At 49.0% G+C, this 24,567-nt stretch carries 18 protein-coding genes; 12 read left to right on the forward strand and 6 right to left on the reverse strand.

Translation table 11 applies throughout. The features are described 5' to 3' along the window. Positions 1-289: 289 nt before the first annotated feature. Complete coding sequence (locus NSU01_RS07475; RefSeq protein WP_339302850.1) at positions 290-6,916, forward strand: SpaA isopeptide-forming pilin-related protein; 6,627 nt, start codon at positions 290-292, stop codon at positions 6,914-6,916. A 108-nt stretch (positions 6,917-7,024) separates the two neighbouring features. Here NSU01_RS07475 and NSU01_RS07480 read toward each other — a convergent pair whose 3' ends face one another. Further along, positions 7,025-8,170, reverse strand: a complete 1,146-nt coding sequence (locus NSU01_RS07480) for a response regulator (RefSeq protein ID WP_081969863.1) — start codon at positions 8,168-8,170, stop codon at positions 7,025-7,027. A 272-nt stretch (positions 8,171-8,442) separates the two neighbouring features. On the opposite strand from NSU01_RS07480, the gene NSU01_RS07485 reads away from it, so the two are divergent. The 4 genes from NSU01_RS07485 to NSU01_RS07500 all read left to right on the forward strand — a co-directional run bounded on the left by NSU01_RS07485 (position 8,443) and on the right by NSU01_RS07500 (position 11,247). Beyond that, positions 8,443-8,985, forward strand: a complete 543-nt coding sequence (locus NSU01_RS07485; RefSeq protein WP_076248693.1) for an RNA polymerase sigma factor — start codon at positions 8,443-8,445, stop codon at positions 8,983-8,985. Next, positions 8,982-9,446 (forward strand): zf-HC2 domain-containing protein, encoded by a 465-nt coding sequence (locus NSU01_RS07490; protein ID WP_042134489.1) that lies wholly within the window; start codon positions 8,982-8,984, stop codon positions 9,444-9,446. Before NSU01_RS07485 ends, NSU01_RS07490 begins: the two co-directional genes overlap by 4 nt. A 195-nt stretch (positions 9,447-9,641) precedes the next feature. Then, a complete protein-coding gene (locus NSU01_RS07495; protein ID WP_039301491.1) occupies positions 9,642-10,139 on the forward strand; it encodes a hypothetical protein in 498 nt (165 codons plus the stop codon). 19 nt (positions 10,140-10,158) lie between these two features. Next, positions 10,159-11,247, forward strand: coding sequence for a DUF4097 family beta strand repeat-containing protein (locus tag NSU01_RS07500; RefSeq protein ID WP_076248691.1), 1,089 nt, complete (start codon positions 10,159-10,161; stop codon positions 11,245-11,247). 104 nt (positions 11,248-11,351) lie between these two features. Here NSU01_RS07500 and NSU01_RS07505 read toward each other — a convergent pair whose 3' ends face one another. Continuing rightward, complete coding sequence (locus NSU01_RS07505; RefSeq protein ID WP_076248689.1) at positions 11,352-12,332, reverse strand: aldo/keto reductase; 981 nt, start codon at positions 12,330-12,332, stop codon at positions 11,352-11,354. Between the two features lie 255 nt (positions 12,333-12,587). Here NSU01_RS07505 and leuB point away from each other — a divergent pair, with 255 nt between their 5' ends. The 5 genes from leuB (at position 12,588) to NSU01_RS07530 (ending at position 18,211) form a co-directional block, all read left to right on the forward strand. Then, positions 12,588-13,670, forward strand: coding sequence for a 3-isopropylmalate dehydrogenase (gene leuB, locus NSU01_RS07510; protein ID WP_042134492.1), 1,083 nt, complete (start codon positions 12,588-12,590; stop codon positions 13,668-13,670). A gap of 238 nt (positions 13,671-13,908) precedes the next feature. Then, positions 13,909-14,448 carry a peroxiredoxin gene (locus NSU01_RS07515; RefSeq protein ID WP_039301479.1) on the forward strand — a complete coding sequence of 180 codons (540 nt, stop codon included), beginning with the start codon at positions 13,909-13,911 and terminating at the stop codon, positions 14,446-14,448. Between the two features lie 229 nt (positions 14,449-14,677). Further along, positions 14,678-15,085, forward strand: coding sequence for a hypothetical protein (locus tag NSU01_RS07520; RefSeq protein WP_039301477.1), 408 nt, complete (start codon positions 14,678-14,680; stop codon positions 15,083-15,085). A 332-nt stretch (positions 15,086-15,417) separates the two neighbouring features. Beyond that, the gene (locus NSU01_RS07525) at positions 15,418-16,521 is read left to right on the forward strand and encodes an ATP-binding protein (protein WP_042134493.1); all 1,104 of its coding nucleotides are present in this window, start codon (positions 15,418-15,420) and stop codon (positions 16,519-16,521) included. Positions 16,522-16,666: 145 nt separating this feature from the next. Further along, entirely contained in the window at positions 16,667-18,211 is a 1,545-nt protein-coding gene (locus NSU01_RS07530) for a leucyl aminopeptidase (protein ID WP_076248687.1), read from the forward strand. A 112-nt stretch (positions 18,212-18,323) separates the two neighbouring features. Here the strand turns inward: NSU01_RS07530 and NSU01_RS07535 are convergent, their stop codons facing one another. The 4 genes from NSU01_RS07535 to NSU01_RS07550 all read right to left on the reverse strand — a co-directional run bounded on the left by NSU01_RS07535 (position 18,324) and on the right by NSU01_RS07550 (position 21,041). Next, positions 18,324-18,455: a hypothetical protein gene (locus tag NSU01_RS07535; RefSeq protein WP_256704057.1), complete on the reverse strand. Its 132-nt coding sequence runs from the start codon at positions 18,453-18,455 to the stop codon at positions 18,324-18,326. A 108-nt stretch (positions 18,456-18,563) separates the two neighbouring features. Continuing rightward, on the reverse strand, positions 18,564-18,746 hold the full coding sequence (locus NSU01_RS07540) for a FeoB-associated Cys-rich membrane protein (protein ID WP_039301473.1): 183 nt from the start codon (positions 18,744-18,746) through the stop codon (positions 18,564-18,566). Between the two features lie 43 nt (positions 18,747-18,789). Next, on the reverse strand, positions 18,790-20,802 hold the full coding sequence (feoB, locus tag NSU01_RS07545; RefSeq protein WP_042134496.1) for a ferrous iron transport protein B: 2,013 nt from the start codon (positions 20,800-20,802) through the stop codon (positions 18,790-18,792). Further along, positions 20,799-21,041 (reverse strand): FeoA family protein, encoded by a 243-nt coding sequence (locus NSU01_RS07550; RefSeq protein WP_042134498.1) that lies wholly within the window; start codon positions 21,039-21,041, stop codon positions 20,799-20,801. The genes feoB and NSU01_RS07550 overlap by 4 nt, the downstream gene beginning before the upstream one ends. 250 nt (positions 21,042-21,291) lie before the next feature. On the opposite strand from NSU01_RS07550, the gene NSU01_RS07555 reads away from it, so the two are divergent. Continuing rightward, positions 21,292-22,251 carry an aldolase catalytic domain-containing protein gene (locus NSU01_RS07555; RefSeq protein ID WP_179093653.1) on the forward strand — a complete coding sequence of 320 codons (960 nt, stop codon included), beginning with the start codon at positions 21,292-21,294 and terminating at the stop codon, positions 22,249-22,251. A gap of 189 nt (positions 22,252-22,440) precedes the next feature. Then, positions 22,441-24,564, forward strand: a complete 2,124-nt coding sequence (locus NSU01_RS07560; protein ID WP_076248685.1) for an EAL domain-containing protein — start codon at positions 22,441-22,443, stop codon at positions 24,562-24,564. Positions 24,565-24,567: the final 3 nt, after the last annotated feature.

Raw genomic sequence — 24,567 nt, forward strand, 5'->3', positions numbered from 1 at the left:
TGCTGGCCCAATGGCTTTTTTGTTTTTCTTAGGGGGATTTATGAGTTTATCAGCCGTTTGTCAGTGATTTATCAGTGACTTTAGTTACAATTTATCTTGTCATAATCACACCTTTTGGCACTTTCTTTGTCAATACTAAGCGGTTTATAGGAAATTGGAGTGAGAAATGGAGAAATTACTTAGCTGTTCAGAAATTGTTCATGTCACTGCTCTAATGTCTTATCTGATCATTCCACGACTGATGTAAGAACAAATTATACATATGAAAGAGGGAGAGGTCTTGAGATTAATGAAAAAGAAAAAATGGGCACTGGGGCTTGGAATAATACTGTTTATAACATCATTCGCTAATGCAATGGGTTTCTTCACCAATGTCAATGCGGATGCAATGAACACAGAAATTACCGAAGATATTGTTAAAACTGTAACACTCTCGGTATACGAAAATGGGACGCAGGTTACGGATAGTGTGTACAAGCTGGATTCTATGGTTAAGCTGAATTTGACTTATGAGCTTCCGGATGCAAAGTATGACGAAGGCGCTACGTACACGTACACCCTTCCTTCCCAATTAAAAATTAATCAAACGTACTCCGGTACGCTGGTTAATAGTGAATTCGCTAATGGAATTGGTACTTATACTGTAGGTGCAGATAATAAAGTCGTATTTGTTTTTAATGAAAATATTGAAGGGCTATTGGATATAAAAGGAACTTTTTGGGTTGAATCCACCCTAAGCTCAACTACAGTTACCGGCAGCACAACGCAGGTGCTCCATTTTCCGATAGCGGGAAATGCCAATAACTCAATTACACTCCAGGTTCAACCCAGTAACGGCAAAGCTATCACCAAAACCGGAACACCCATGCCGCAAAAATATAATGCCAGCAGTATTGACTGGACGGTTGATGTAAATACGCTTTTGAACAAACTTGATAATGCTGTAATTACGGACCCCATGCAGACAGGCTTGGAGCTGGACCCGGCTTCTATTGCTGTATATGCCTTGACGGTGGATGTTAAAGGAAACTTAACCCTTGGCGGGCAGGTCAGTTCTGCACTCTATGACACGACCGCAAGCGATCTGACCAAATTGGATCTGAGATTCAATAATTCAATAAATGAAGCCTACCGGATAAAGTTTACTACCAAGAACATAAGTACTACAGAGCAAACAAAGTTTAATAATACAGCTACACTGACTGCTAATGGCTCACCTCAAACTGCCTCTGCAGAGGTTAATATTAACTTGGGCAAAACGCTGGAAAAATCATCTTTGGGTTATAATTCAACTTCAGAGGAAATTACTTGGCAAATCAAATATAACTATAATGAAAAGGTAATAACAGCGGATAAAGCTGTTCTAACCGATACTTTCGACATCACTCAGGATTATGTTGCCGGATCAATGGAAATTTATAAAGTAAAGCTGGATCAAAACGGAAACGGTACGGATGATGGCGCAAAGTTGATATTAGGTACGGACTATACCGTAACCCAACTGGCTGACACTACTTCCAAAGCTGGGTTTGAGCTTAAATTCATTAACGACATACAGTCTGCCTACCGGATTGTATACAAAACAAAGGTAGCAGACCGCGTCTATACTACCGGGAATGTTACGAATACAGTCACCTATAACGGGGTGCCCGTAACAGCTACGACTTCGCTTACCCAACGTGTTTTAACTAAACAATCACCGTCAAACATAGATTATTGGAACAAAACCGTTAAATGGACGATTAAAATTAATGAAGACAAAAAAACAATGACCAATCTGGTATTGACTGATAAATTCGGAAATGCCGGATTGCAGCTGATCGGGAAGCCGGTTATTTCTCCTGCGCTGGTTGAGGGTACCGATTATGAGATTACCAATCTGGGAAATAGTGACTTCAAAACAAATGATGGTTTCGAAATTAAATTTTTAAAACCCATCACTCAGGCGTATACGATCACTTACAGTACCAATTTCGATTATTACAAGCTGAAAACTAACGCAACTACTTTCACTAACACTGCCTCGGTTGTATGGCAAGAGAAGGCTGTTGGCACACCAGCACAGACGTCCTCAGCTACTTTTGATCCGAACGTTAAAGTCAAGAATAATGGATTCAAGGAAGGCTCGTACGATACAGCCAGCAAGAGAACCACCTGGAAAGTTGGAGCCAATTATAACAAAAGAGAACTGGCTGCAGGTGCAGAACTAGTTGACACGTTTCCGGCAAGCCAACAGATGGCTGGAGGAGATACTGGGACTGTAGAGGTATATGAGTTAAATTACAATGTAAGTGGAAATCCTGAACAGGGAGATCCTGTGAGTCCTGCTGATTATGATGCAAGTGTAACTGCCGATGGACTTCAGCTGAAGGTTAAATTTAAGAAAGCTATTAATTATGCCTTTTATGTAGTTTTCAAAACAGAATTTATAGCAGGAGATGTTAGCGAGGGGACTCTCACCAATAAAGCCACCTTGTATAATGCGCAGGGCACGGCAGTCTCGGGAGTGCTCCAGAATTCCCCCCTCACTATACCGAATGGTGGACAATATGTAACTAAAACAGGTGTGGTTGATAGTTCAGATCAAACGTTAATAAATTGGACGATGACCATTAACGCTAACCAATCCGCAGTGAGCAATGCAGAGATTGTAGATACTCCGAGTACCAATCAGGTGTTATTGCCTGCAAGTTTTCAGGTCTTTAATACTACAGTTAACGCGGCTGGAACAGTTGCTGAGACTGGCACGAAATTAGTTCAGGGTACAGATTATACGCTCCAATTCACCACAAACCCAAGCGGGGTAGACATCTTTAAGCTGGCGTTTACGAACCCCATTACCAAACCCTATATTCTCAAGTATCAGTCTGTTATTACAGCAGTAGGAACTGTAGCTGTAACCAATAATGTTGCATTTAGCGGAATGGGTGCCAAGCAGGTAAGTAAACCTTTTCCATTCACCCAAAGCTTCACCATTGTTGATACCGGAGGTACGGGCAGCGGTGTGAAAGGCTCGCTTAAGGTGCTGAAAACAAATGCAGACCAAACTAAAAATCTTCAGGGTGCTGAGTTCTCCCTGGGTCGTATTGTAGGTACAGAACTGAAGGATACAGTGAGAGCAACCAGTGATTCAGCTGGCAATCTGGAGTTCACTAATTTGCGGGCCGGTAAATATGTTCTAAAGGAAACAAAGGCACCCACCGGATATGCACTGGATACTACAGCGCGGACAGTAACCATTAATTCTTCTACACCTGTTCTGCTGACCGTTACGAATGATTATAACGGCTCGCTCAAGCTGACTAAGGTTGCCCAGGATGATTCGTCCAAAAAACTTGCAGGTGCAGAGTTTGAACTGTATGATGCAGCAAATAAATTGGTAGGAACGGGAACTACCGATGCAAACGGCGTAGTGATTTTTACGAAATTAATGGGAGGAAGCTACACATACAAAGAAACTAAAGCACCGGCTGGATATAAGCTTAATGGTAATAGTGTTCCCGTAACTATTGATCCGGCTCAACAAAATGCTGTGACGGTTACTAATGAAGCACTTCAAGGTTCGCTTAAACTAATAAAGGTAGATAAAGATGATGCAACGAAGAAGCTTGCAGGAGCAAAGTTTGAGTTATACAATTCCAGCAATACTCTAGTGGCAACATCTACTACCAATGCCAGCGGGGAAATTGTATTCAGTAATTTGAAGTTCGGAACCTACTCCTATCAGGAAACTGCTGCTCCGGCCGGATATGAACTGGATTCAACAAAGCAGAGCGTTACGATCGACTCGGATGTGCAGAAGGTTCTGGAACCGATCAAGAACACAGCAACTCTGGGCTCGCTCAAGCTGGTTAAGGTAGATGCAGCTGACAGTACGAAGAAGCTTGCCGGAGCGAAGTTCGAGCTATACAATTCCAGCAATGCAATGGTGGCAGCGGCAACTACTAACGCCAGTGGTGAAATTATATTCGATAATCTGAAGGTTGGAGCATATACACTGGAGGAAACCAAGGCTCCGGCCGGATATGATTTGGATTCCACGGTGCGCAACATCACAATTAGTTCGAAAGTACAACAGGTGCTGGCTCCAATTACGAATAAAGAAACCTTGGGTTCGCTCAAGCTTGTTAAGGTAGATGCGGCGGACGGAACGAAGAAGCTGGCCGGAGCGAAGTTCGAGCTTTACAATTCCAGCGATGCTATGGTGGCAACGGCGACTACCAATGCCAATGGTGAAATAGTATTCAATGATTTGAAGCTCGGAGACTATACACTGAAGGAGACCGGAGCTCCAACCGGGTATGAATTGGATGAAACGGTGCGTAATGTCAAGATTGATTCGAAAGTACAGCAGATTCTGCCGTCAATCCCCAATAAAGCAACCACAGGCTCACTTAAGCTTATAAAGGTGGATGCAGCGGACGGAACGAAGAAGCTCTCAGGAGCAAAGTTCGAATTATACAATTCCAGCAATGCTGTGGTTGCGGCAGGGACTACCAATGCCAATGGTGAAATTGTATTCGATGATTTGAAGCTTGGAACGTACACACTGGAGGAAGTCAAGGCTCCGGCCGGATATGATCTGGATGGAGCGGTGCGTACTATCAAGATTGATTCAAAGGATCAGCTGGTGCTGGACCCAATCAAGAACACCAAAACCTTGGGCTCACTCAAGATAAGTAAGGTAGATTATAATAATGTGAATAAGAGGCTTGCCGGAGCAGAGTTCAGACTCACGAGTACCAGCACAAATGTGGCGGTAACGCGTGTTACGAATAACGATGGTGAAATTGAATTCACAGATCTGAATCTTGGGGACTATACCCTGGTGGAAACCAAGGCCCCCTACGGATATGATTTGGATGCAAGGGTACGCAATGTCAAAATTACTTCGAAGGATCAGCTTGTTCTGACCCCGATTACGAATATAGAAACCATCGGCTCGATTAAGTTTGTTAAGGTCGATGCAACTGACGCGACGAAAAAGCTTGCCGGAGCAGAGTTCAAGCTCACGAATTCCAGCAAGATTGTTGTAGCAACGAAAACTACCAATGCGAACGGTGAAATTGTGTTCGATGATTTGAAGCTGGGCACGTACACGCTGGAAGAAACAAAGGCTCCGGCCGGGTATGAATTGGATTCAACGCCGAAGGACGTCACAATCACTGTGAAGGCCCAGCAGGTGCTGGCACCGATTAAGAACGTGGAAACCCTGGGTTCACTTAAGCTCATCAAGGTAGACGCTGCTGACGCGACGAAAAAGCTTGCCGGAGCAGAGTTCAAGCTCACAAATTCCAGCAAGATTGTTGTAGCAACGAAAACTACCAATGCGAATGGTGAAATTGTGTTCGATGATTTGAAGCTGGGTACGTACACACTGGAGGAAACCAAAGCTCCGGCCGGATATGATCTTGATGGGACAGTGCATAACATCACAATCAGCGGGAAGGCCCAGCAGGTGCTGGCACCGATTAAGAACGTGGAAACACTGGGTTCACTTAAGCTCATCAAGGTAGACGCTGCTGATGACACGAAAAAGCTTGCCGGAGCAGAGTTCAAGCTCACGAATTCCAGCAAGATTGTTGTAGCAACGAAAACTACCAATGCGAACGGTGAAATTGTGTTCGATGATTTGAAGCTGGGTACGTACACGCTGGAAGAAACCAAGGCTCCATCCGGGTATGAATTAGATTCAACGCCGAAGGACGTCACAATCACTGTGAAAGCCCAGCAGGTGCTGGCACCAATCACGAACCAGGAGACCTTAGGTTCACTCAAGCTCGTTAAGGTAGACGCCGCAGACGCGACGAAAAAACTTGCCGGAGCAGAGTTCAAGCTCACAAATTCCAGCAAGATTGTGGTAGCGAAGACAACCAATGCGAACGGTGAAATTGTATTCGATGATTTGAAGCTGGGTACGTACACGCTGGAGGAAACAAAGGCTCCAGCGGGATATGATCTGGATGGGACAGTGCGTAACATCACAATCAGCGGGAAGGCCCAGCAGGTGCTGGCTCCTATTAAGAACGTGGAAACCCTGGGTTCACTTAAGCTCATCAAGGTAGACGCTGCTGACGCGACGAAAAAGCTTGCCGGAGCAGAGTTCAAGCTCACGAATTCCAGCAAGATTGTTGTAGCAACGAAAACTACCAATGCGAACGGTGAAATTGTATTCGATGATTTGAAGCTTGGAGTATACACATTGCAGGAAACCGTGGCTCCAACCGGCTATTATTTGGATTCAACGGAGCGCAGCATCATCATTGATTCGAAGGTACAAAAGGTGCTGGCCCCAATTACGAATAAAGACATACCGGCACCGACAGGAGCACCCGGAACGAACCCGGTGGTTACACCAACACCTACTCCGGTTAGTACGGTAACGCCAGGTGTAACTAGTACACCAGGTCCTTCCGCAACAGGAGTACCTGGCGTGACGTTTACACCGGGACCTACACCAATAGCGACCTTAAGTCCTACTGCACCTGCAGTAAGCAGCGCACCGACGCCACAGGCTACGTCAGCAACGACTGTTGAGGATATTCCAATCGATGGGGAGATTCCGCTGGGCGGCATTCCAAGCATTAGTGTGGAACCGTCACATGGTACAGTAGTCATTACACCAGACGGCAAATGGACTTATACTCCTGATCCGGGATATACCGGAAAGGATAAGTTCACCATTACTGTAACGGATGAAGACGGCAATGATCAGGATATCATTATTGAGGTGGGTGTTGACGAGGTGCCGACAGGTACGGTAACTGATACAACCTCCGGTGAAGATGGCCTGCCTGGAGATCTCCCTAAGACAGGGGAAGAAAGCCCGCTCCCATTGTATCTGATGGGTGGGGGACTGATCGTTCTGGGGATTATCCTGGCACGCAGATTCAAGACACGCAATAAACCGGAGTAATCAGAGATAGCATAAATAAGGTTATACTGGTATACAGACAACCCGCCCGAAGCAAATGCTACGGGCGGGTTGTCTTGTTCTTATATTCAGCAGAAGAATAAGATTAATTCACAGACTTCTGAAATTATGCTGCTTCCATTCCTCGTACCAGCGGGTTATATTTGCCGGCAGGCCAATCCCCAGTTCCCCGTTCCAAAGAGCTGTCATCGTGTTATATTGCTCCTCGACCCCTGAGCGTTCACCGATGATATCATACGTTTTCATAAGCCCGAAATATCCCTGTTCGAAGTAAGGCTGAAGACGGACAATACGCTGATATATCGTAACAGCCTCCGGGAGTTTGCTGGTCTCTATATAGAACGCTGCCAGACTCAGCGCATGATGCAGCCAGATCGTCCGGAGCCGCTGACGTTCACTCTCAGCCCACAAATAATCGTAGTCGGCCAAATAATCACCAGTGTAGAAATCCAGCAGACGCTGATGCTCTTGAATATTGCCTGCGCTGACCGGCTCCAGAGTAAGAAGGCCTTTCTCCCATTCGTAGCTGTCAATTAAAGCGCCCCCGGTCTCCAGGGTATAGCCTTCTCCGCCGCTGACATTATTGATGGGGAGATCGATTTCTCCCTGCTTCAAGCACTGCCTTACCTGATAAATGGTAGTGTACAGGTGGGTTGAGGCTTTTTTGAGATTGAAATCAGGCCACAGGAGATCGATCAGGCTGTCCTTGCTGACAAACCGGTTACGGTTATGAAAAAGATAAGCAAACAGCTCCTGGGCTTTCGAGGTACGCCAGCGAATATTGCTTAGCGGCTGTCCGCCGCGCTCGAAACGCAGGGACTGGAGGCTGCGGATCATGATTTGATGATCTGTAATTTTATTGTCGGGCTCCAGCTCGATCCGTTCCTCCAGACGCTGAATAGTCTTCACCAGCCTGCTTCTGCTTACCGGCTTCAATACATAATCAAGTGCGTTTAGCTCAAAAGCATCTACAGCGTAGTTATTGTATGCAGTCACAAATATGATTTTGGCACGGGGGCAAAGATTCTGCAGGATTTCACCAGCTTGAACTCCATTCATCTCGGGCATATCAATATCCAGGAAAATAACTTCCGGGTCCAGCTCCGGTGCTGCTTTTACCGCTTCATAAGGGTCTGTAAAGGCGGCAAGGATCTGTACTGACGTTAATTCTTCAAGCATGAGCTGAAGTTTTATAAGTGCAAGACGTTCATCATCCACTAGCATAGCTCGAATCATTTCTGTCCACCGCTTTCCTTATCTTTATCACTGAAACGCATACCATCCTCTTAAGGAGGAGCAGCCGTTTCTATTTGTATGCTGCCTAGCCATGATGATAAATGAATTCGACAAGAAAAAGGAATTCCCTTTCTGTAGAGGATAAGCCCCATGTAGGATATAGTAAAGTAAAATAGACTGCAAAAATTATTTTTTAAAAATTTCGCATGTCCTGCAGGGGGATCAGCCTGCCCGGCGTCTAACGTTATGTAACTGAAGGAGGGAAGAATTACTTGGAAGAGACGGAGTGGATTACTGCTGTGCTCAGCGGAGAGCATCAGGCCTTCGGGCACCTGGTGACACGCTATCAGGGCATGGTATACAGTGTATGCATCAAAATCACAGGAGAAGCCGAGTCGGCCAAGGATATGGCCCAGGAAGTCTTCATCAAGGCCTATAAGGCTCTTCCCTCCTTCAGAGGACAGTCTTCATTCTCCACATGGCTGTACCGGATTGCTTACCGGACCTGTCTGGACTGGAAACGGGCCAATGACCGGGAATGGCGGCACCGGAGCACTGCGGACTACACGGAGAATGATTGGGTGACTTCGCAAACGCCTGAGCAGGCGGCGCTCCGCAAGGAAGCCTCCCAGGAGCTCGATGAGAATTTGAACAGTCTGACAGAGCCGTACCGGTCGGTTGTGCAGCTGTACTATTTTCAGCGACACTCGTATCAGGAGATTGCCGATCAGAAAGGGATTTCGGTCAAAACGGTTGAATCGCAGCTGTATCGGGCCAGACAGATGATGCGCAAAAGCGGGGAGGAATGGCGATGAATTGTGCAACAGTAAAAGAATGGATGCCGCATTATATCGATGGCCAGCTGCCGCCTGAGGCGCAGCAGACAATCCGCCTGCATGCCGAGTCCTGTCCCGACTGCGCGCAATGGCTGGAAGAGGCACGCGGTCTCGCGGCGCTGTGGAATGAGATGGAAGCCGGGCTGGACGGCCTTGGCCAGGAAGCAATGCAGCCTATGGACTTCCCTGATCTTACAGCGGATGTGATGGCTAAGATTGACCGTATGGAGAATGGCCGCAGGGAACGGGTGATTAAAGCAACGATGTCCAGACGGCGTACCGCCCCGGGAACCTCCTGGATGCATTATGGCGTTGCCGTGGGGCTGACTTTTCTCCTGCTGCAGTTCGGTGTGTTCGAACACCTTGCCTACGGCATTACCGAAATTAATGGGCAAATGTCCACTTCAGTCAGCGCCTGGTTCGGCCCTCAAGGCAAATAATCCAACAATCCGCAGGGGCTATTCCGGCTAATTCATACTAATTAAAACCTGCGTACGATAGAAGCAGCTTTGCTGCAAAGAAGATTTCGAAGAAGCGGATGTTCCGCAAAACTCAGCATATGCTTTCGAAGCAGCTTTGCTGTAAAGAGAGTTCTGAGAAGCGGATGTTCCGCAAAACTTTTAGGAGGTTATTATATGATTAAGAAAAGACGCTGGCTCACTTTTCTCCTGGCGATGGTTCCGGGACTGGGCCATATGTATTTAGGCTTTAAAAAACTGGGTCTTGAGTATATGCTTGGAGCATCGCTGTGTATTATGTTCATTCCGTCGATGCCCACCGTATTTCCGTTCGCGCTGGCAGCACTCTGGTTCTATCAACTATTCGATGCGCTGCAAAAAGCGGCCTGGATGAAGCTCTCTGCGGCTGAGCATGAGCGGATGATGTTCCATCCGGACAGCTTCGGGGCACCTTGGACTATGGGAATGCCGGCACCTCCGGTGTATCCGCATGATGATGTTAATCCGGTATGGGTAGGCATAGGCTGTGTCATAGCGGGTATTATGCTAATGCTCATTACGGTATTTCCAACCCTCTGGAGAATACTCAATGACATGAACATCGGGGCGATCGTGCTGTCTCTTGCCTTGATCGGATATGGACTGAGAATGCTGAAGAACAATTCTAAAGTATAGTGAAATGGGGAAATGAATTATGGGGAGATGGAAAATCGGCAGCTTTACCGCCGCAATAGGCTGCATTGTGATTGGGGTCATTGTAGTACTTGCCCAGTACGATGTAATCACTTACGAGGCGCTGGGCTATATCTGGCCGGCACTGCTTATTCTGTTCGGGCTGGAGATGCTGCTTAGGCTCTTCATTAAATCGGATGTCAAGAGCCGTGTGAGCGGCTGGGCGATTGTGCTGATTATCGTGCTTGTCGCGGCAAGCGGGGCACAGACGGTGCTGGCCGGCGGCTCGCTGAGCAGTATCTTGGGCAATACAACGCTTGTCCCGGTAAGCGGGACGGTAGAAGTGAATCAGGAAATTAAGAATGTACGGATTGAATTGCCTGACGGCAAGGTTAAGATTGAAGGCGTACAAGGAAACACCCTGGAATATGAAGGAAAGCTGGAGCTGCCGGGCAATACGGACAGTGAAGCAGCAAGCGCACTAGAGCGTAAATGGAAAGTGACGACCGAAGGCGACACGCTTGTCATGGAGCTGGAAGGAGATTCCGGCTGGCTCGCGAACATCCAGTTCGGAATTAATGTCAAAGCTCCTTACCTGAATGTTAGCATCCCGCGGAATTTAGCCGCCCAGGTAGAGACCAGCGACGGATCCATCGAAGCTGCCGGTCTGACAGCAGGCATGGATGTGGACACCAGCAACGGGACAATGGATATCCATGATATTACCGGAGGCGTGGAGGCTCACACCAGCAATGGTACAGTAACCGTGCAGAATATACAGGGTAAAGTGGAGCTGGTCAGCTCGAACGGGGCGATTACACTAGGCAATATCGACGGCTCCTTATCTGCCAAGAGCAGCAACGGCAAGATTACGGTCAATTCTGCGGTGACAGGCGACTGGGAGCTGAAATCCAGCAATGGCAAGATTATAGTGGGCCTGCCGGCTGTTACGGATGCGACAATTCATGCGGATACGAGCAATGGTTCGCTTAAAGGGAATGTTACCTGGGATGGCGATGATAACAATGGAACAGCTGTGCTTGGCAGCGGAACCCATGAAGTTACATTGTCCACCAGCAATGGTTCTGTGACGGTGGACACTGCACAATAAATCGCACAAAGAGCTGTTTACCGGAATAATTGCCGGTGAACAGCTCTTTTTATGACCTGCTATAGAACAAGAATACGAGTCAGATCGGGGTTCTTAAACCCTGCTTACCAGGCATAAGCCTTCGGAGCAGCACCGCCGGGTCCCGGGAAAATCTCGTCCAGACGTTTCAGCACGGACTCGTCCAGAGTGATCTCCAGGCTGCGCAGCGCGCTTTCGAATTGTTCCAGTGTACGCGGTCCTATAATCGGAGCCGTCACCGCAGGATTGGCCAGCAGCCAGGCCAGTGCGATATTATCCTGCGGTTCGCCCAGCTCCAGACTCAGCTCCGCAAAGGCTTCCAGCTGGCTCTTATGCTGCTCTACACGTTCTGAATTGCCCCCGCTGCGGCTCCCCTCGATCTTCTTCAAGGCATTGCGGCCGAGGAGTCCCCCGTCAAGCGGGCTCCACGGGATAATTCCAAGACCGAGATGCTGGGCAGCAGGCAGAACCTCCAGCTCCGGCAGACGGCAGGTGAGGCTGTATTTATGCTGCTCCGATACCAGACCCAGGAACCCGCGGGCCTTCGCTTCCTGCTGGGCTACGGCAATATCCCAGCCGGCAAAGTTACTGGAGCCGACATAACCGATCTTGCCCTGGCTGACAGCAAGCTCAAAGGCGCCCCACAGCTCGTCCCACGACACGTTTCGGTCGATATGGTGCATCTGGTAGAGTTCAACATGATCGGTCTGCAGACGCTGCAGAGAGGCTTCCAGGTGCCTGCGGATAATATAGGAAGAGAGGCCGGCCTCATCGTTTGGACCATCCAGCTTGTCACTCATTGCGCCATAGACCTTAGTGGCGAGCACAACCTTTTCACGGCGTCCGCCGCCCTGCTTGAACCAACGCCCGATAATGGTCTCGGTCAGGCCGGAATTCTCACCCCAACCATACACGTTAGCAGTATCAAAAAAGTTGACTCCGGCGTCCAGCGCAGCATCCATGATGCGGAAGGCTTCCTTCTCGTCGGTAATCGGCCCGAAATTCATCGTTCCCAGACAGAGGCGGCTAACCTTCATACCGGACTTGCCAAGCTTAGTATATTGCACCTTAGTATCACTCCCTCATTAAGATGGACTAACGGTTATATACAACAATTGCATACTAATTGTAAACAACTTAAGAATCAAGAGCAAACTGCGGTGCAGTTTTTATCTGTGCAAGATACGGTAACCGTACTCCTATAGGCTTCGCCTATCAGTTCAATAGAATCTATATCTTTGTCCTTTGTCTGTTGTTATGATACAACAATATACAGAAGAACTATGTCTGCGAGCAGCAGGACTACCTAAGGAGTGACAGGAATGAGCGAGGTTAAGAAAATCGCCGTAATTGCCGGGGACGGTATCGGACCTGAAGTTGTGGCAGAAGCGGAAAAAGTATTGAAAAGAACGGAAGAAGTGTTCGGCCTAGCATTTGAAACGGAGCATGCCCTCTTCGGCGGGATTGCCATTGATGAGAGAGGAACACCGCTGCCGGAGGATACGCTGGAAATCTGCCGCAGTGCAGATGCCGTACTCCTGGGAGCCGTTGGCGGACCGAAGTGGGACAACAATCCGAAGGAGCTGCGTCCGGAAACCGGACTGCTGGGTATCCGCAAAGCACTGGGTCTGTTCTCCAATCTGCGTCCTGCAGTTGTCTTCGACTGCCTGAAGGATGCTTCAACGCTGAAACCGGAAGTACTGGAAGGCACGGACCTGATGGTGGTGCGTGAGCTGACAGGCGGTATTTATTTCGGTGAGAAGCTGCGCCGTCAGGGTGAACACGGGGAAGAAGCTGTGGATACCTGCGTATACAATGTAACAGAAGTAGAGCGCATTGTACGCCAGGCGTTCGAGATAGCCGGCAAACGCCGCAATAAGCTGGCCAGTGTCGATAAAGCCAATGTCCTGGAGACCTCGCGCCTCTGGCGTGAGGTAGTGAACAGACTGGCGCCGGAATATCCGCAGGTAGAGCTGGAGCATGTACTGGTGGATAACTGTGCAATGCAGCTGCTGCGCCGTCCTTCAAGCTTCGATGTCATCGTTACTGAGAATATGTTCGGAGATATCCTGAGTGATGAAGCAGCGATGCTGACCGGTTCCATCGGTATGCTGGCTTCGGCTTCACTGGGAGAAGGCAGCTACGGCCTCTACGAGCCGGTACACGGCTCTGCGCCTGATATTGCCGGCCAGGGGCTCGCGAATCCGATCGCGACGATTCTGTCGCTTGCGCTGATGTTCCGCATGACCTTCGGCTACGAAGAGGCAGCGGCTGCCATAGAAGCAGCTGTCGCTGAGGTGCTCGATGCCGGCCACCGGACCAGCGATATCGCTGTAGACAAGAGCAAGGCAATCAGTACTACAGAGATGGGCGATCTGATTGTTGCCGCTATCCGCAAAGCCTAGTTCTACCACATATGCCCTCCTTTGACGCAGAAAGAAGAAAAACTTCACAAAATGTTGCTTATTTATAATAATTATAAAAAAGTAATCAATGTAATATTGACTTTGATTTTGTACGATGATAACATTTGTTCTGTAGCAGCAACAATGTAACCATCCCATCAAAATCAAGAAAAGCATATTGCACCGGCTAACGGCACCGTAGTTGTTTTTCTTACATAATCAAAGGAGGATTTAAGCAATGGCAGAACGTTTGGTAGGTAAACCAGCCCCTGATTTCTTCATGGAGACAGTAACGGGCGACGGTAAGGATTTCGGTAAGGTTAGCTTGTCCGACTATCGCGGCAAATGGCTTGTATTCTTCTTTTATCCGCTTGATTTCACATTTGTATGTCCGACCGAAATTACAGCACTGAGTGATGCTGCGGCTGATTTCGCAGAACTCGATACAGAAATTCTTGGTGTGAGCATCGACTCCATCCACAGCCACAAAGCCTGGTTGACAACCCCTAAGGATATGAATGGCCTTGGTCCGGTTAACTTCCCGCTGGCGTCTGATATCACGAAGAAGGTTGCCAGCGATTACGGCGTCCTGATCGAAGAAGAAGGTATCGCACTCCGCGGATTGTTCATTATCGATCCTGACGGCGAACTGAAATATCAAGTGGTTAACCACAATGATGTAGGCCGCAGTGTGGAAGAAACTCTGCGTGTACTGCAGGCCCTGCAATCCGGCGGGCTGTGCGCTATGAACTGGAAACCGGGCGACAAGAATCTGTAAGCTGCCGGTCCTCATCAGCTGCGATCTTTGATATACGAAGAGAACCTCCTTGCGGGAGTATTTCCCGTCAAGGGGGTTTTTTGCACCAAAACGGCCCATCCTTAGCGGACAAGCCGTTTGAAAATGGGCGTAAAGGTTAATATATAGCTTCAAGGAGAGGAATCTCTCCTGCCATTGTGTAATATAATAATAGGAATTCAACGGAAAAAATCAAGGAGGGTGAACAAAAATGAGCTTTTGCTGTGGAGCGAGTATGGTTGGAACTAAGGGGACCCTAAAGCATTATCGCACGCAAGTCCATAATGTTCCCCTGCTTTTTTGTCCGGTATGCCACCGGGTAGAGGTACATTATAAAGTCGAAAATGAATATGAAATCCTGGCAGAATATGCCCATGGCGACGGAGTTACGGATGTTGATTTCCAGGATTATGTAATGGAAGATGAGGAAGCAATCTTCGAGAATGTGATAAATATGGAGAGCGAGGATCCGCTCGCTATTGTGCGCAGCCAAATCGACATGTCGCTTGACCTGCTGGCCGTAGCCAAACAAATTGGCGATACCAAATGGGAACGTGAACTGAAGAAGCGTCTGGCGGTTATGAGTCAGCGGCGTCACCGGCTGCAGCAGAAAGCCTGAATACCAAGCTTAATGCTTCCACGGAATGTCATAAAAGAGGAGAGTCTTCGCGAAATGCGGAGGCTCTTTTCATTGTATTTGCAGGAAACGAAACATTCTAACGATATTTAATGTGTCTTAAGAATCATTTTAAGAATATTTTTATCATTCGACAGTTTCTCCGATTGCGTTGTCTTCTTCTCTTGGATATGATTGGAATATAGTTGAAACGGTTGGATAATATAATACGATTTCCGAATGTTCTGGCGGCTTCGTCATATACTCATATACATAGTAATTTGATGTCGCTTAAGCGTCTTCGTCAATTGCAGTAAAAGGGGGAACTTCGTATCGTGATAAGCCAATATCAGGAAAGCTTGCTTTTACCGGCAAGAACGTTTCAATCCGGACCGATGGATACTACATATGAGGATGTACTGGAGCATATCGACAGCGGGATTCTGCTTTTTGATGAAGAGGGAGTTCTGACGTTTGTAAACAAGCAGATGTACGGCATATTGGAGCTGGGCCGTCATTCTCTGCTTGGCTGCACCCTGACTCATTTGATAAGCCATATTCAACTAAGCCGTTTTAAGAAGAAGCTCGTTTTGCGGAGCTACCGTGAAATGGTGGTCAAAGGTAAGCCAAGCTATGAATTTGTAGATGAATATGGCCGTTACTGGCGCGCCTCTCTCTGCAGCGGTGAGCAGATGAAGGGCTGCTACCTGTTCACGCTCAAAGAGATCTCAGACTTCAAGCTGATTGAACAGACAGCATACCAGAACGACAGTCTGGCGATGCTCGGCAGATTATCGGCTTCAATTGCTCATGAGATCCGCAACCCGCTGACTGCGATCCGGGGTTTTATTCAATTGCTGCATCCCCATCTTCACCTGCTCGGCAAGGAGGAGTATGCGAAGATTATATTGGCTGAGATTGATCGTGCCAATGACATTATTCATGAATTTCTGACTTCCTCCAAGCCTTCGGTGCCACAGGTCAGTATGATTCCTGTCTCGGCGCTCCTTAAGGAAGTCGTTCTGCTTACGGAGAGTGAAGCTCTGATGAAGGGCTGCCAGATTAATCTGCAGGTGCTTCAGGAAGATCTGTTCATCTCCGGAGACACGAAACAAATGAAGCAGGTCGTCTTAAACATGATTCGGAATGCTATGGAAGCGATCTCGGAGAGAGCGGATGATTCCATGGGCAGAATAGAGGTCGGAGCGCGCAAAGAAGGAACAGAGGTGCGGATTTTTATCTCTGACAATGGCAAGGGCATGGATATCTGCACACTGGATAGGCTGTTCAATCCTTTCTTTACCACGAAGGAGAATGGTACGGGATTAGGACTCTCGGTCAGTGACCGTATCATCAAGAATCATGGAGGCTGCATCTCTGTCAGCAGCCGGCTGAATGAGGGAACCCGGTTCGTGATTTCGCTTCCGCTCATTCATTAATCTCACAATAGACTCGGTATTTTCAGGCTTCCGGGTTATAATCAATATATTAAGGGCTGATTCCTGCAGTGCACGGTCATGTGCGGGAGATCAGCCCTGTCTGCGTTATTTGGAATAATACAGTGAGTCAGTGGAGGGGTGCAGCATGAATATTGAATGGAGCAGCGGTTCAGAGGCAGCTTCGCTGCAAGGCGATGCCTTATGTTTCATAGTCTCGGAGGCACAGGCGCAGGGAGAAGGACTTTCGGCGGAATGGGCGGAGAGGATCAGCCTGTTGTCCAGGGCAGGGCTGTTTAGCGGCAAGCTGGGGCAAATTTACCTGCTGCCGGTGACTGGCCGTCCGGAGCTGCCGGTTGTCATTCTGGCCGGAAGCGGCAATGGCAGCGCATCAGCCCATGACCTGCGGCTGCTGATGGCACAGGCCGCCAGGGCGGCTCACAGACTGAAGGCTGCTACCCTGATCGTGCAGATCCCCGATCAGCTGAACCAGCTGCCTGAGACCCTGAAGGCAGAGACAGCAGGCCAGGTCCTTGCAGAAGGCCTGGTCCTTGGGGCCTACCGCCGCAGACAATACAAGCTGGAGCAGCCGGGCTACGCCGGCTTAAGCGCCGTAAGGCTGCATATGGAGCGTCAGACCGAAGAGTCAGAGGATGAGCGCTGGAAATCAGGCGTGTTGCGGGGGCAGGCTTTTGGGGAAGCGACGAATCTGGCCAGGGACTTAACCAATCTCCCGGGTAATCTGCTGACCCCTTCAGAGCTTGCGGCAGCAGCCATAGAAGTAGCCGAACGCCACGGCCTTCCTGCTGAGGTGCTGGATGAACGTGAGATTGAGCTTAAGGGAATGGGCGGATTACAGGCCGTAGGCAAAGGCAGTGTGAATCCGCCGCGTATGATAGCCATTCGCTATCAGGGAACCAATCAGTGGGAGAATGTGGTGGGGATTGTCGGCAAGGGCATCACCTTCGACACTGGAGGTATTTCGCTCAAAAGAGCTCCTGGGATGGAGGATATGATCAGTGACATGGGCGGTGCAGCCGCAGTACTCGGAGTCATGGAGGCCTTGGGGCGTTTGCGCCCCCGGATCAACGTGGTCATGCTTATTCCGTCGGCGGAGAATATGCCGGCAGGCAATGCTTTTAAACCTGGTGATATTATAACCTCCCTCAGCGGAAGAACGATTGAAGTGCTGAATACCGATGCGGAAGGCAGAGTGGTTCTGGGAGATGCAATCACGTACGCGCGGGAGTGGGGAGCGGAACGGATTATTGATGTCGCCACGCTAACCGGGGCCGTCTTGTCCATTCTGGGCGATGTGGCTACGGGCGCTGTAACGAATGATGAAGAGTTCCTGGCGGAGCTTCTGGAGGCCTCCAGGCTGTCAGGCGAGCAGATATGGGCCCTGCCCGTCTATCCGGAATTCCGCGAGATGCTAAAAAGCGAGGTCGCCGATATCCGCAATGCTGCCGGAAGATACGGCGGAGCTACTACAGCCGGATTATTCATCGGCGAATTTGCCGAAGGTCTGCCATGGATTCATCTGGACATTGCCGGAACGGCATTTTTGTCGAAAGAGCGGGGAGTGAACCCCAAGGGGGCAACGGGTGTGATGGTGCGTACGCTGCTGGAATATCTGCTCCGCTTAGCTCCTGGCTCTGGATTCGAGGCAGATACTGCACAGTTCTCTTCATAAACTTGTTATGACCCGTATGTAGCTAAACAGCCGCAGTCTCCGGATTCCCGGGACTGCGGCTGTTTAAGCTTGGACTATTATTGAAAGAAGCGAGTTTAGTTTGAGTTACATCCTATTTTCTGGCTTTCATCTGTGCAGTAAAGGACTGGACCCCATTCATGATCTTGTCCCGCGTATTCTTATTCTTCAGCAAGTAGGCTGCTCCCAATGCTACCGTAGTAAACAATGTCTTTTTGGTGTTCATGGTAATTCCTCCTTGGTATGGTCTGGCTGTAATTGCTTATAACTAACATACCCGCATGCCAAGGATTCTAAACGAATTGTATTCTTTTCTCTAGAGACGCAGACGGATCTAGTGTTTGGGATCGGCTGTAGTTCCGCAGCAGGACAAAGGTGAATCCAGCGATGCGGCCGAACAGGTTTTGCTTTTGTCACAGCCGGCACAGGCGCCTTCTTTGCCCTTTTGAACATGACGGTACAGCATCCAGCCGGAGTACCCGAAGATAAGCGCTACAATCAGAATATTGACTATCATTGCTGCTCTCGCTTCCTCTCAGTAAATCTTGGACTTGCTGCCTCTACGACCATCCCAACAGCCGGCCGCCCTGGAAAATAACCAGTGACACGGCATACGCCAGTACCAGTGAATATCCCATGGAGAAAAAGGTCCATTTCCAGGATGCCGTCTCTTTCCTGATTACTCCGACCGTGGCCAGGCAAGGAATATAGAGCAGGATGAAGGCCATGAAGCTGATCGAACTAAGCGGTGTGAAGACTGAAGCAATTTGTCCTTCCAGCCCTGCGCTATCCGGCGCATGGTAGATGATATTCATGGTGGAGACCACAACCTCTTTGGCGAGGAAGCCGGGAACCAGTGTGGAACCGGCCTGCCAGGTGCCGAAGCCGAGCGGCTGCAGCAGCGGTGCGATCAACCCTCCGAATTTGGCCAGGAACGAGTGGTCCATCTCCACATTGAATCCGGCAGGACCCGCGTAGGACATTAGCCAGATAATGACCGAACCGGCAAGAATGATGGTTCCTGCTTTACGCAGGAAGCCTTTGCCCTTCTCCCAGGTGCTGCGGCCTAGTGTCTTGAACTGCGGCATCCGGTAAGGCGGCAGCTCGATGATGAAGATGGAGGATTCATTCTTGAACAGATGTTTGGAGAATAATTTACACAGAATCAGGGCGAAGACTACTCCCATCACATACATCGCCAGCACCGCAGTTGCTTGCCGGGCCGGGAAGAAGACCGCTGCAAACAGCAGGTACACCGGCAGCCGGGCTGAACAGGACATCAGCGGCATAAGCAGTGTTGTCAGCATCCGGTCTTTGGGCTGTTCGATACTGCGCGCAGCCATAATCGCCGGCACGTTACAGCCGAAGCCGATAATGAAAGGGATAAAGGCTTTGCCGTTCAGGCCCATCCGTTCCATCGTGCTGTCCATCAGCAGGCAGACGCGTGCCATGTAACCGGAATCCTCCAGGAAGGAGATCATCAGGAACAGAATGAAAATCTGGGGAACGAAGACAAGCACGCCGCCGACACCGCCGATAATACCATCGACAATCAAAGCATGAGTAAAGCCTGATGCACCGATCGCCTGCAGCAATGAGTTGGCTCCGTCACTGAGAGGGCCCCCAATGAAGCCGTCCAGAAGATCCGATAAAGGTCCGCCTGCCCAGTCAAAGGTCGTTTTGAACATAGCATACATAAAGACGATAAACAGAGGCAATCCCAGAAAACGGTGAGTCAGGATGGAATCCAGCCGCTCCGTCAGATTATGCGGCTTCTGCTTCGTCGCATCGATGGCCGCCGCGCATACACTGCGGATGTAGTCCATGCGGATGGAGCGGATCCATTGCGGGAGGGTAAGCGCCAGCTTCTGCTTTTGCAGCTGGGTCTGGCAGGCATCGCAGAGGAGCATCAGCTCAGAAGTATCCATACGTTTCTTGAGCAGCTCCAGTACTACCGGATTCTGCTCCATCAGCTGCAGGGAAACCCAGCGCAGGTTAGGCAGCCCGGAGATCTGCTGCAGTTGATTTGAAATAGAAGCTATCGTCGCTTCAACGAGTTCACCATAATTCAGATGGAAGCTCACAGGCGGAATATTAGCCGGCTTCTCCAGAACGCTGAGCACCTGGCTGCTGCCTTTGCCTGTTCTGGCAATCAGCGGTAACACGGTTATCCCAAGCTGTGCCTGCAGTACTTCAGGGTTGACCTGAATTCCGCGGGCATTGGCAACATCGATCATGTTCAATCCGAGTACAATCGGCTTGCCGTATTCGAGCAGCTGCAGGGTAAGCAGCAGATTTCGTTCCAATTGTGATGCATCGACAATATTGATGAGTGCTTCGGGTGATTCTTCGATCAGATATTGGGCGGCTACGCCCTCATCGCGGGAGAGCGGATGAAGTGAATAGATTCCGGGCAAATCGATCAGCTTGCCGGCTCCGTTCTTCAGGCTGCCGACCTTCTTCTCAACAGTAACGCCTGCCCAGTTCCCGACATATTCATACGAAGATGTGAGTGTATTGAAAAGCGAGGTCTTTCCGGTGTTTGGGTTCCCTACAAGGGCGATGGAGCTCATGAAACTTTCACCTCAATCATCGAAGCTTCCTTCCGGCGGATAGCGAATAATTGACCGTTGCATTCCAGCGTAATGGGGCCCATAAAAGGACCTTTACCCTTCAGGCGGATCATTACACCTTCGGATACTCCCAGATCGGCAAGGCGGCGGCGCAAGATGGGGTTCATGCCTTCGATTCTATAAATAGAGCCGGTAGTGCCCGGTTGTAAACGCAGCAAGGAGCAGGATGCAGAAGCCATTGTAATCCCTCCGAGAGAGATTGATAATCAATCTCAATTATTTCTTGTAATGTAGCATTTTGTTAGGAACTTTACTGTGACTAATATCATTGTATTGATCTCCTGAAATCTATATGGAAATTACTGAAATTTTCTTTACAATTTATTCTTCATTAAAGTATGATTGAACGATAATGTAAGCATAGTAAGTTTGTGGCCTTGTTTATTATGAGGATATAATATGAAGCTAAGCCCGAAGGGAGAACAGATTGTGAAGACTAATCATAGCAAAATTGTCGATTGTACCATCCGTGACGGGGGATTGGTGAATAACTGGGATTTCAGTATTGAATTTGTTCAGAAATTATACGCTGGTTTGAATGAAGCCGGTGTTGATTATATGGAAATCGGATATAAAAACTCACCGAAGCTGCTGAAAGGATCGGAGGGTGCCGGTCCGTGGCGTTTTCTGAATGATGATTTCCTGCGCAAGGTTATTCCGCAAAAAGGCCACACCAAGCTGTCGGCACTGGTCGATATCGGCCGTGTAGACGTGAATGATATCCTGCCCCGCAGTGAGAGTATGCTGGATCTGATTCGTGTAGCCTGCTACAGCAAAGATGTGGACAAGGCGCTTGAGCTGGTGCAGACCTTCCACGATCTGGGGTATGAGACTACGATTAATATTATGGCTCTATCCAATGTCATGGAGAATGAACTGCTGGAAGCGTTCGAACAAATCCGCGAAAGCGTTGTTGATGTTGTATATATCGTAGATTCCTACGGCAGTCTGGATCACAATGACATCCATTACCTGGTAGAGAAGTTCAGAACACATTTGCCGGATAAGCGCCTGGGTGTACATACGCATAACAATTTGCAGCTGGCCTTCTCCAACACACTGATTGCAGCGGAAAAAGGTGTCGAACTGCTGGACGCTTCCTGCTACGGCATGGGCCGTGCTGCCGGCAATTGTCCTACAGAGCTGCTGGTTACCCATTTGAAGAACACCAGATACACCCTCCGTCCCGTTCTGGATATCGTTGAGAACCTGATGATTCCGTTGCGCGAGAAGGAAGAGTGGGGATATATCATCCCATACATGATTACGGGAACACTGGACGAGCATCCGCGCTCGGCGATGGCGCTGCGTTCTTCAGCCGATAAAGACAAGGCGGTTGACTTCTATGACAAGCTGACTACACCTGAGGTTAATTTCGGGGATAAATAAACGTCCGGAAGAAGAAAGCACTGACCTCTATTTAGAGGAAGGTGCTTTTTTTCTGCCAGAGATGGCTTCTTTATAATATTGTAGGATGAACGATGTAACTTTACGGGGGTATTCAACCGATATTTATACATAGGACATAATACACATCGACTAGTTATTATAGATATCATTTTTAGACGCGAGGGACTTATGAGACAAGAAGAGAGAAAGACCATTCATGCGGCGGTTATAGGGGCTGCGCTGTTCCTTCTGATCCAGATTTTTCGTACACCGCTGGGCCATATAGAGGATAAAGATTTACTGCTGGCATTCTATCTTATTTCGGGCTGCTGCACTGTGGCTTTCGGCTTTGCGATTTTTGCCCAGGGCAGGTTGTTATTCTCCAATAAATTATCCAAAGCAAGACTTTATACATCCGCGCTGTTTTTGGGTGTAAGCATCTTTGATTTCCTGCATGTTCTCAGTTTTGTAGGCATTCCCGGAGTTGCCTCTTATATTAGTCCCGGACAGTCCCTATGGCTGCTGACCTTCTCGCGGCTTGCCAGTGCGCTGGGGATCGTACTTATCTTCTGCAGGGCAGATCGGCCGGTGTCGGTTGACAGCAAGCACAAGGTATTCCGGAATTCATTTATGTTAATTCTGCTATCTGCGGCAGCGTTTGGCGCCGGCAACCTGAGTATCCCTGGACTGGCGGGTTATCCGTGGGTGGAGACCGTAAGAGATCTGGTGAATATGGCCGTGCTTTTCGTTTATCTGCTTGGAGTGGGAATTATTGTATATCCGGGCAAAATTGAGAAGTCGGCTTCGTTGCTGATTATTATCCGCTCCCTTGTATTCTTTGCACTGGGCCAGGTCTTCTTCATGAATCTGTTCAGTGTCGGAGATATGGATTATCTGTTCGGGATGCTCAGCAGCGGAGTGGCTTATTATCTTCTGCTCACAGGTGTCTACAGGTTGACGATAGAGGAGCCCTTTGAGGAGAACCAGCAGGCAGAGGCCCGGATTAATTATCTGGCCTTCCACGATGATCTTACAGGTCTTCCGAACAGACGCCGCCTGATGCAGCGTATGGAAGAGATCGTGATCCAGAGTGAGAAGGACAAAAGCCGCGGATTCTCGGGCCTGGTCATCATGAACATCAATCATTTCAAGAATATTAATGACTCCCTCGGACATTATGCAGGAGATTTGCTGCTGCAGCTGGTCGCCCAGCGGATCGGGAATCAGGTTAGAGTGAATGAAGAGCTCTATAGTATGGGAGCGGATGAGTTTGCTTTTCTGATGACAGAACGGACCGGTCTTGAGAACTGTCTGGTCCGGGCGAATGAGCTGCTGCGGCTGTTCGAGACACCCGTAAGCCTCGAGTCCGGAGAATATCACATTTCGCTTAGTCTGGGGATGAGCATCTTCCCCGGAGACGGTGATACGGCAGAGCAGCTAATTCAGAACGCGGATACTGCTGTGCACAATGCCAAGGAGCAAGGGGTGGATATCCGCCGCTATATTCCGGCTATGCAGATGAAGGCGAAGGAACGCCTCAAGCTGGAGAATGATCTGCGCAGAGCCCTGGAGCGTAACGAATTCTATCTCGTCTATCAGCCTCAAGTACTGCTCGAGACTGAAGAGATTGTCGGCATGGAGGCGCTGCTGCGCTGGAATCATCCCAAACGCGGACTCGTCTCTCCCGTTGATTTCATTCCAATCGCAGAAGAGAGCGGGCTGATTGTTCCAATCGGGGAATGGGTGCTCAGAACGGCCTGCCAGCAGAATAAAACATGGCAAAATGCCGGTTATCGGCCCATTTGTGTCTCTATTAATCTATCGATGCGTCAGTTCCTGCAGCCGAATCTGGCTGGTAAGATTGGGGCAATTCTGCAGGAGATCGGTCTCGATCCCAGCTATGTTGATCTGGAGATTACAGAGAGCATGACACTGGATAAGGAGACTGCCTTTGACCAGTTGAACCGCCTGAAGAGACTTGGCGTATGTATCAGTATTGATGATTTCGGTACAGGCTACAGCTCATTGCATTATCTCAAGAACATGCCGATTGACCGGCTCAAGATTGACCGCTCCTTTGTCTCGGAAGTGATGGAGGACAGCAACAATGCGGCGATTGTCTCCACGATAACGTCCATGGCTCACCACCTGAAGCTTAAGGTAACTGCGGAAGGCGTTGAGAATAAGGAACAGCTGCAATTCCTGCGCCAGCAGCATTGCCATGAAGCCCAGGGGTTTCTGTTCAGCAAGCCGGTCAAGGCAGAGGATTTCGAACTGTCTTTTCTGAAGCCGCTGCTGGAAATGCCATCGTAATGT

This window comes from Paenibacillus sp. FSL H8-0259 (genome assembly GCF_037963255.1).
Taxonomy (GTDB): Bacteria; Bacillota; Bacilli; order Paenibacillales; family Paenibacillaceae; genus Paenibacillus_AQ; species Paenibacillus_AQ phytohabitans.

What these genes read in the sequence shown, in the direction of transcription:
- NSU01_RS07540 (WP_039301473.1), bottom strand. Translation starts at nt 18,746, where the DNA reads ATGATAGTCAATATTCTGATTGTAGCGCTTATCTTCGGGTACTCCGGC.
- NSU01_RS07515 (WP_039301479.1), top strand. Translation starts at nt 13,909, where the DNA reads ATGGCAGAACGTTTGGTAGGTAAACCAGCCCCTGATTTCTTCATGGAG.
- leuB (WP_042134492.1), top strand. Translation starts at nt 12,588, where the DNA reads ATGAGCGAGGTTAAGAAAATCGCCGTAATTGCCGGGGACGGTATCGGA.
- NSU01_RS07495 (WP_039301491.1), top strand. Translation starts at nt 9,642, where the DNA reads ATGATTAAGAAAAGACGCTGGCTCACTTTTCTCCTGGCGATGGTTCCG.
- NSU01_RS07550 (WP_042134498.1), bottom strand. Translation starts at nt 21,041, where the DNA reads ATGGCTTCTGCATCCTGCTCCTTGCTGCGTTTACAACCGGGCACTACC.
- NSU01_RS07535 (WP_256704057.1), bottom strand. Translation starts at nt 18,455, where the DNA reads ATGAACACCAAAAAGACATTGTTTACTACGGTAGCATTGGGAGCAGCC.
- NSU01_RS07490 (WP_042134489.1), top strand. Translation starts at nt 8,982, where the DNA reads ATGAATTGTGCAACAGTAAAAGAATGGATGCCGCATTATATCGATGGC.
- NSU01_RS07475 (WP_339302850.1), top strand. Translation starts at nt 290, where the DNA reads ATGAAAAAGAAAAAATGGGCACTGGGGCTTGGAATAATACTGTTTATA.
- NSU01_RS07530 (WP_076248687.1), top strand. Translation starts at nt 16,667, where the DNA reads ATGAATATTGAATGGAGCAGCGGTTCAGAGGCAGCTTCGCTGCAAGGC.
- NSU01_RS07520 (WP_039301477.1), top strand. Translation starts at nt 14,678, where the DNA reads ATGAGCTTTTGCTGTGGAGCGAGTATGGTTGGAACTAAGGGGACCCTA.
- NSU01_RS07500 (WP_076248691.1), top strand. Translation starts at nt 10,159, where the DNA reads ATGGGGAGATGGAAAATCGGCAGCTTTACCGCCGCAATAGGCTGCATT.
- NSU01_RS07560 (WP_076248685.1), top strand. Translation starts at nt 22,441, where the DNA reads ATGAGACAAGAAGAGAGAAAGACCATTCATGCGGCGGTTATAGGGGCT.
- feoB (WP_042134496.1), bottom strand. Translation starts at nt 20,802, where the DNA reads ATGAGCTCCATCGCCCTTGTAGGGAACCCAAACACCGGAAAGACCTCG.
- NSU01_RS07480 (WP_081969863.1), bottom strand. Translation starts at nt 8,170, where the DNA reads ATGATTCGAGCTATGCTAGTGGATGATGAACGTCTTGCACTTATAAAA.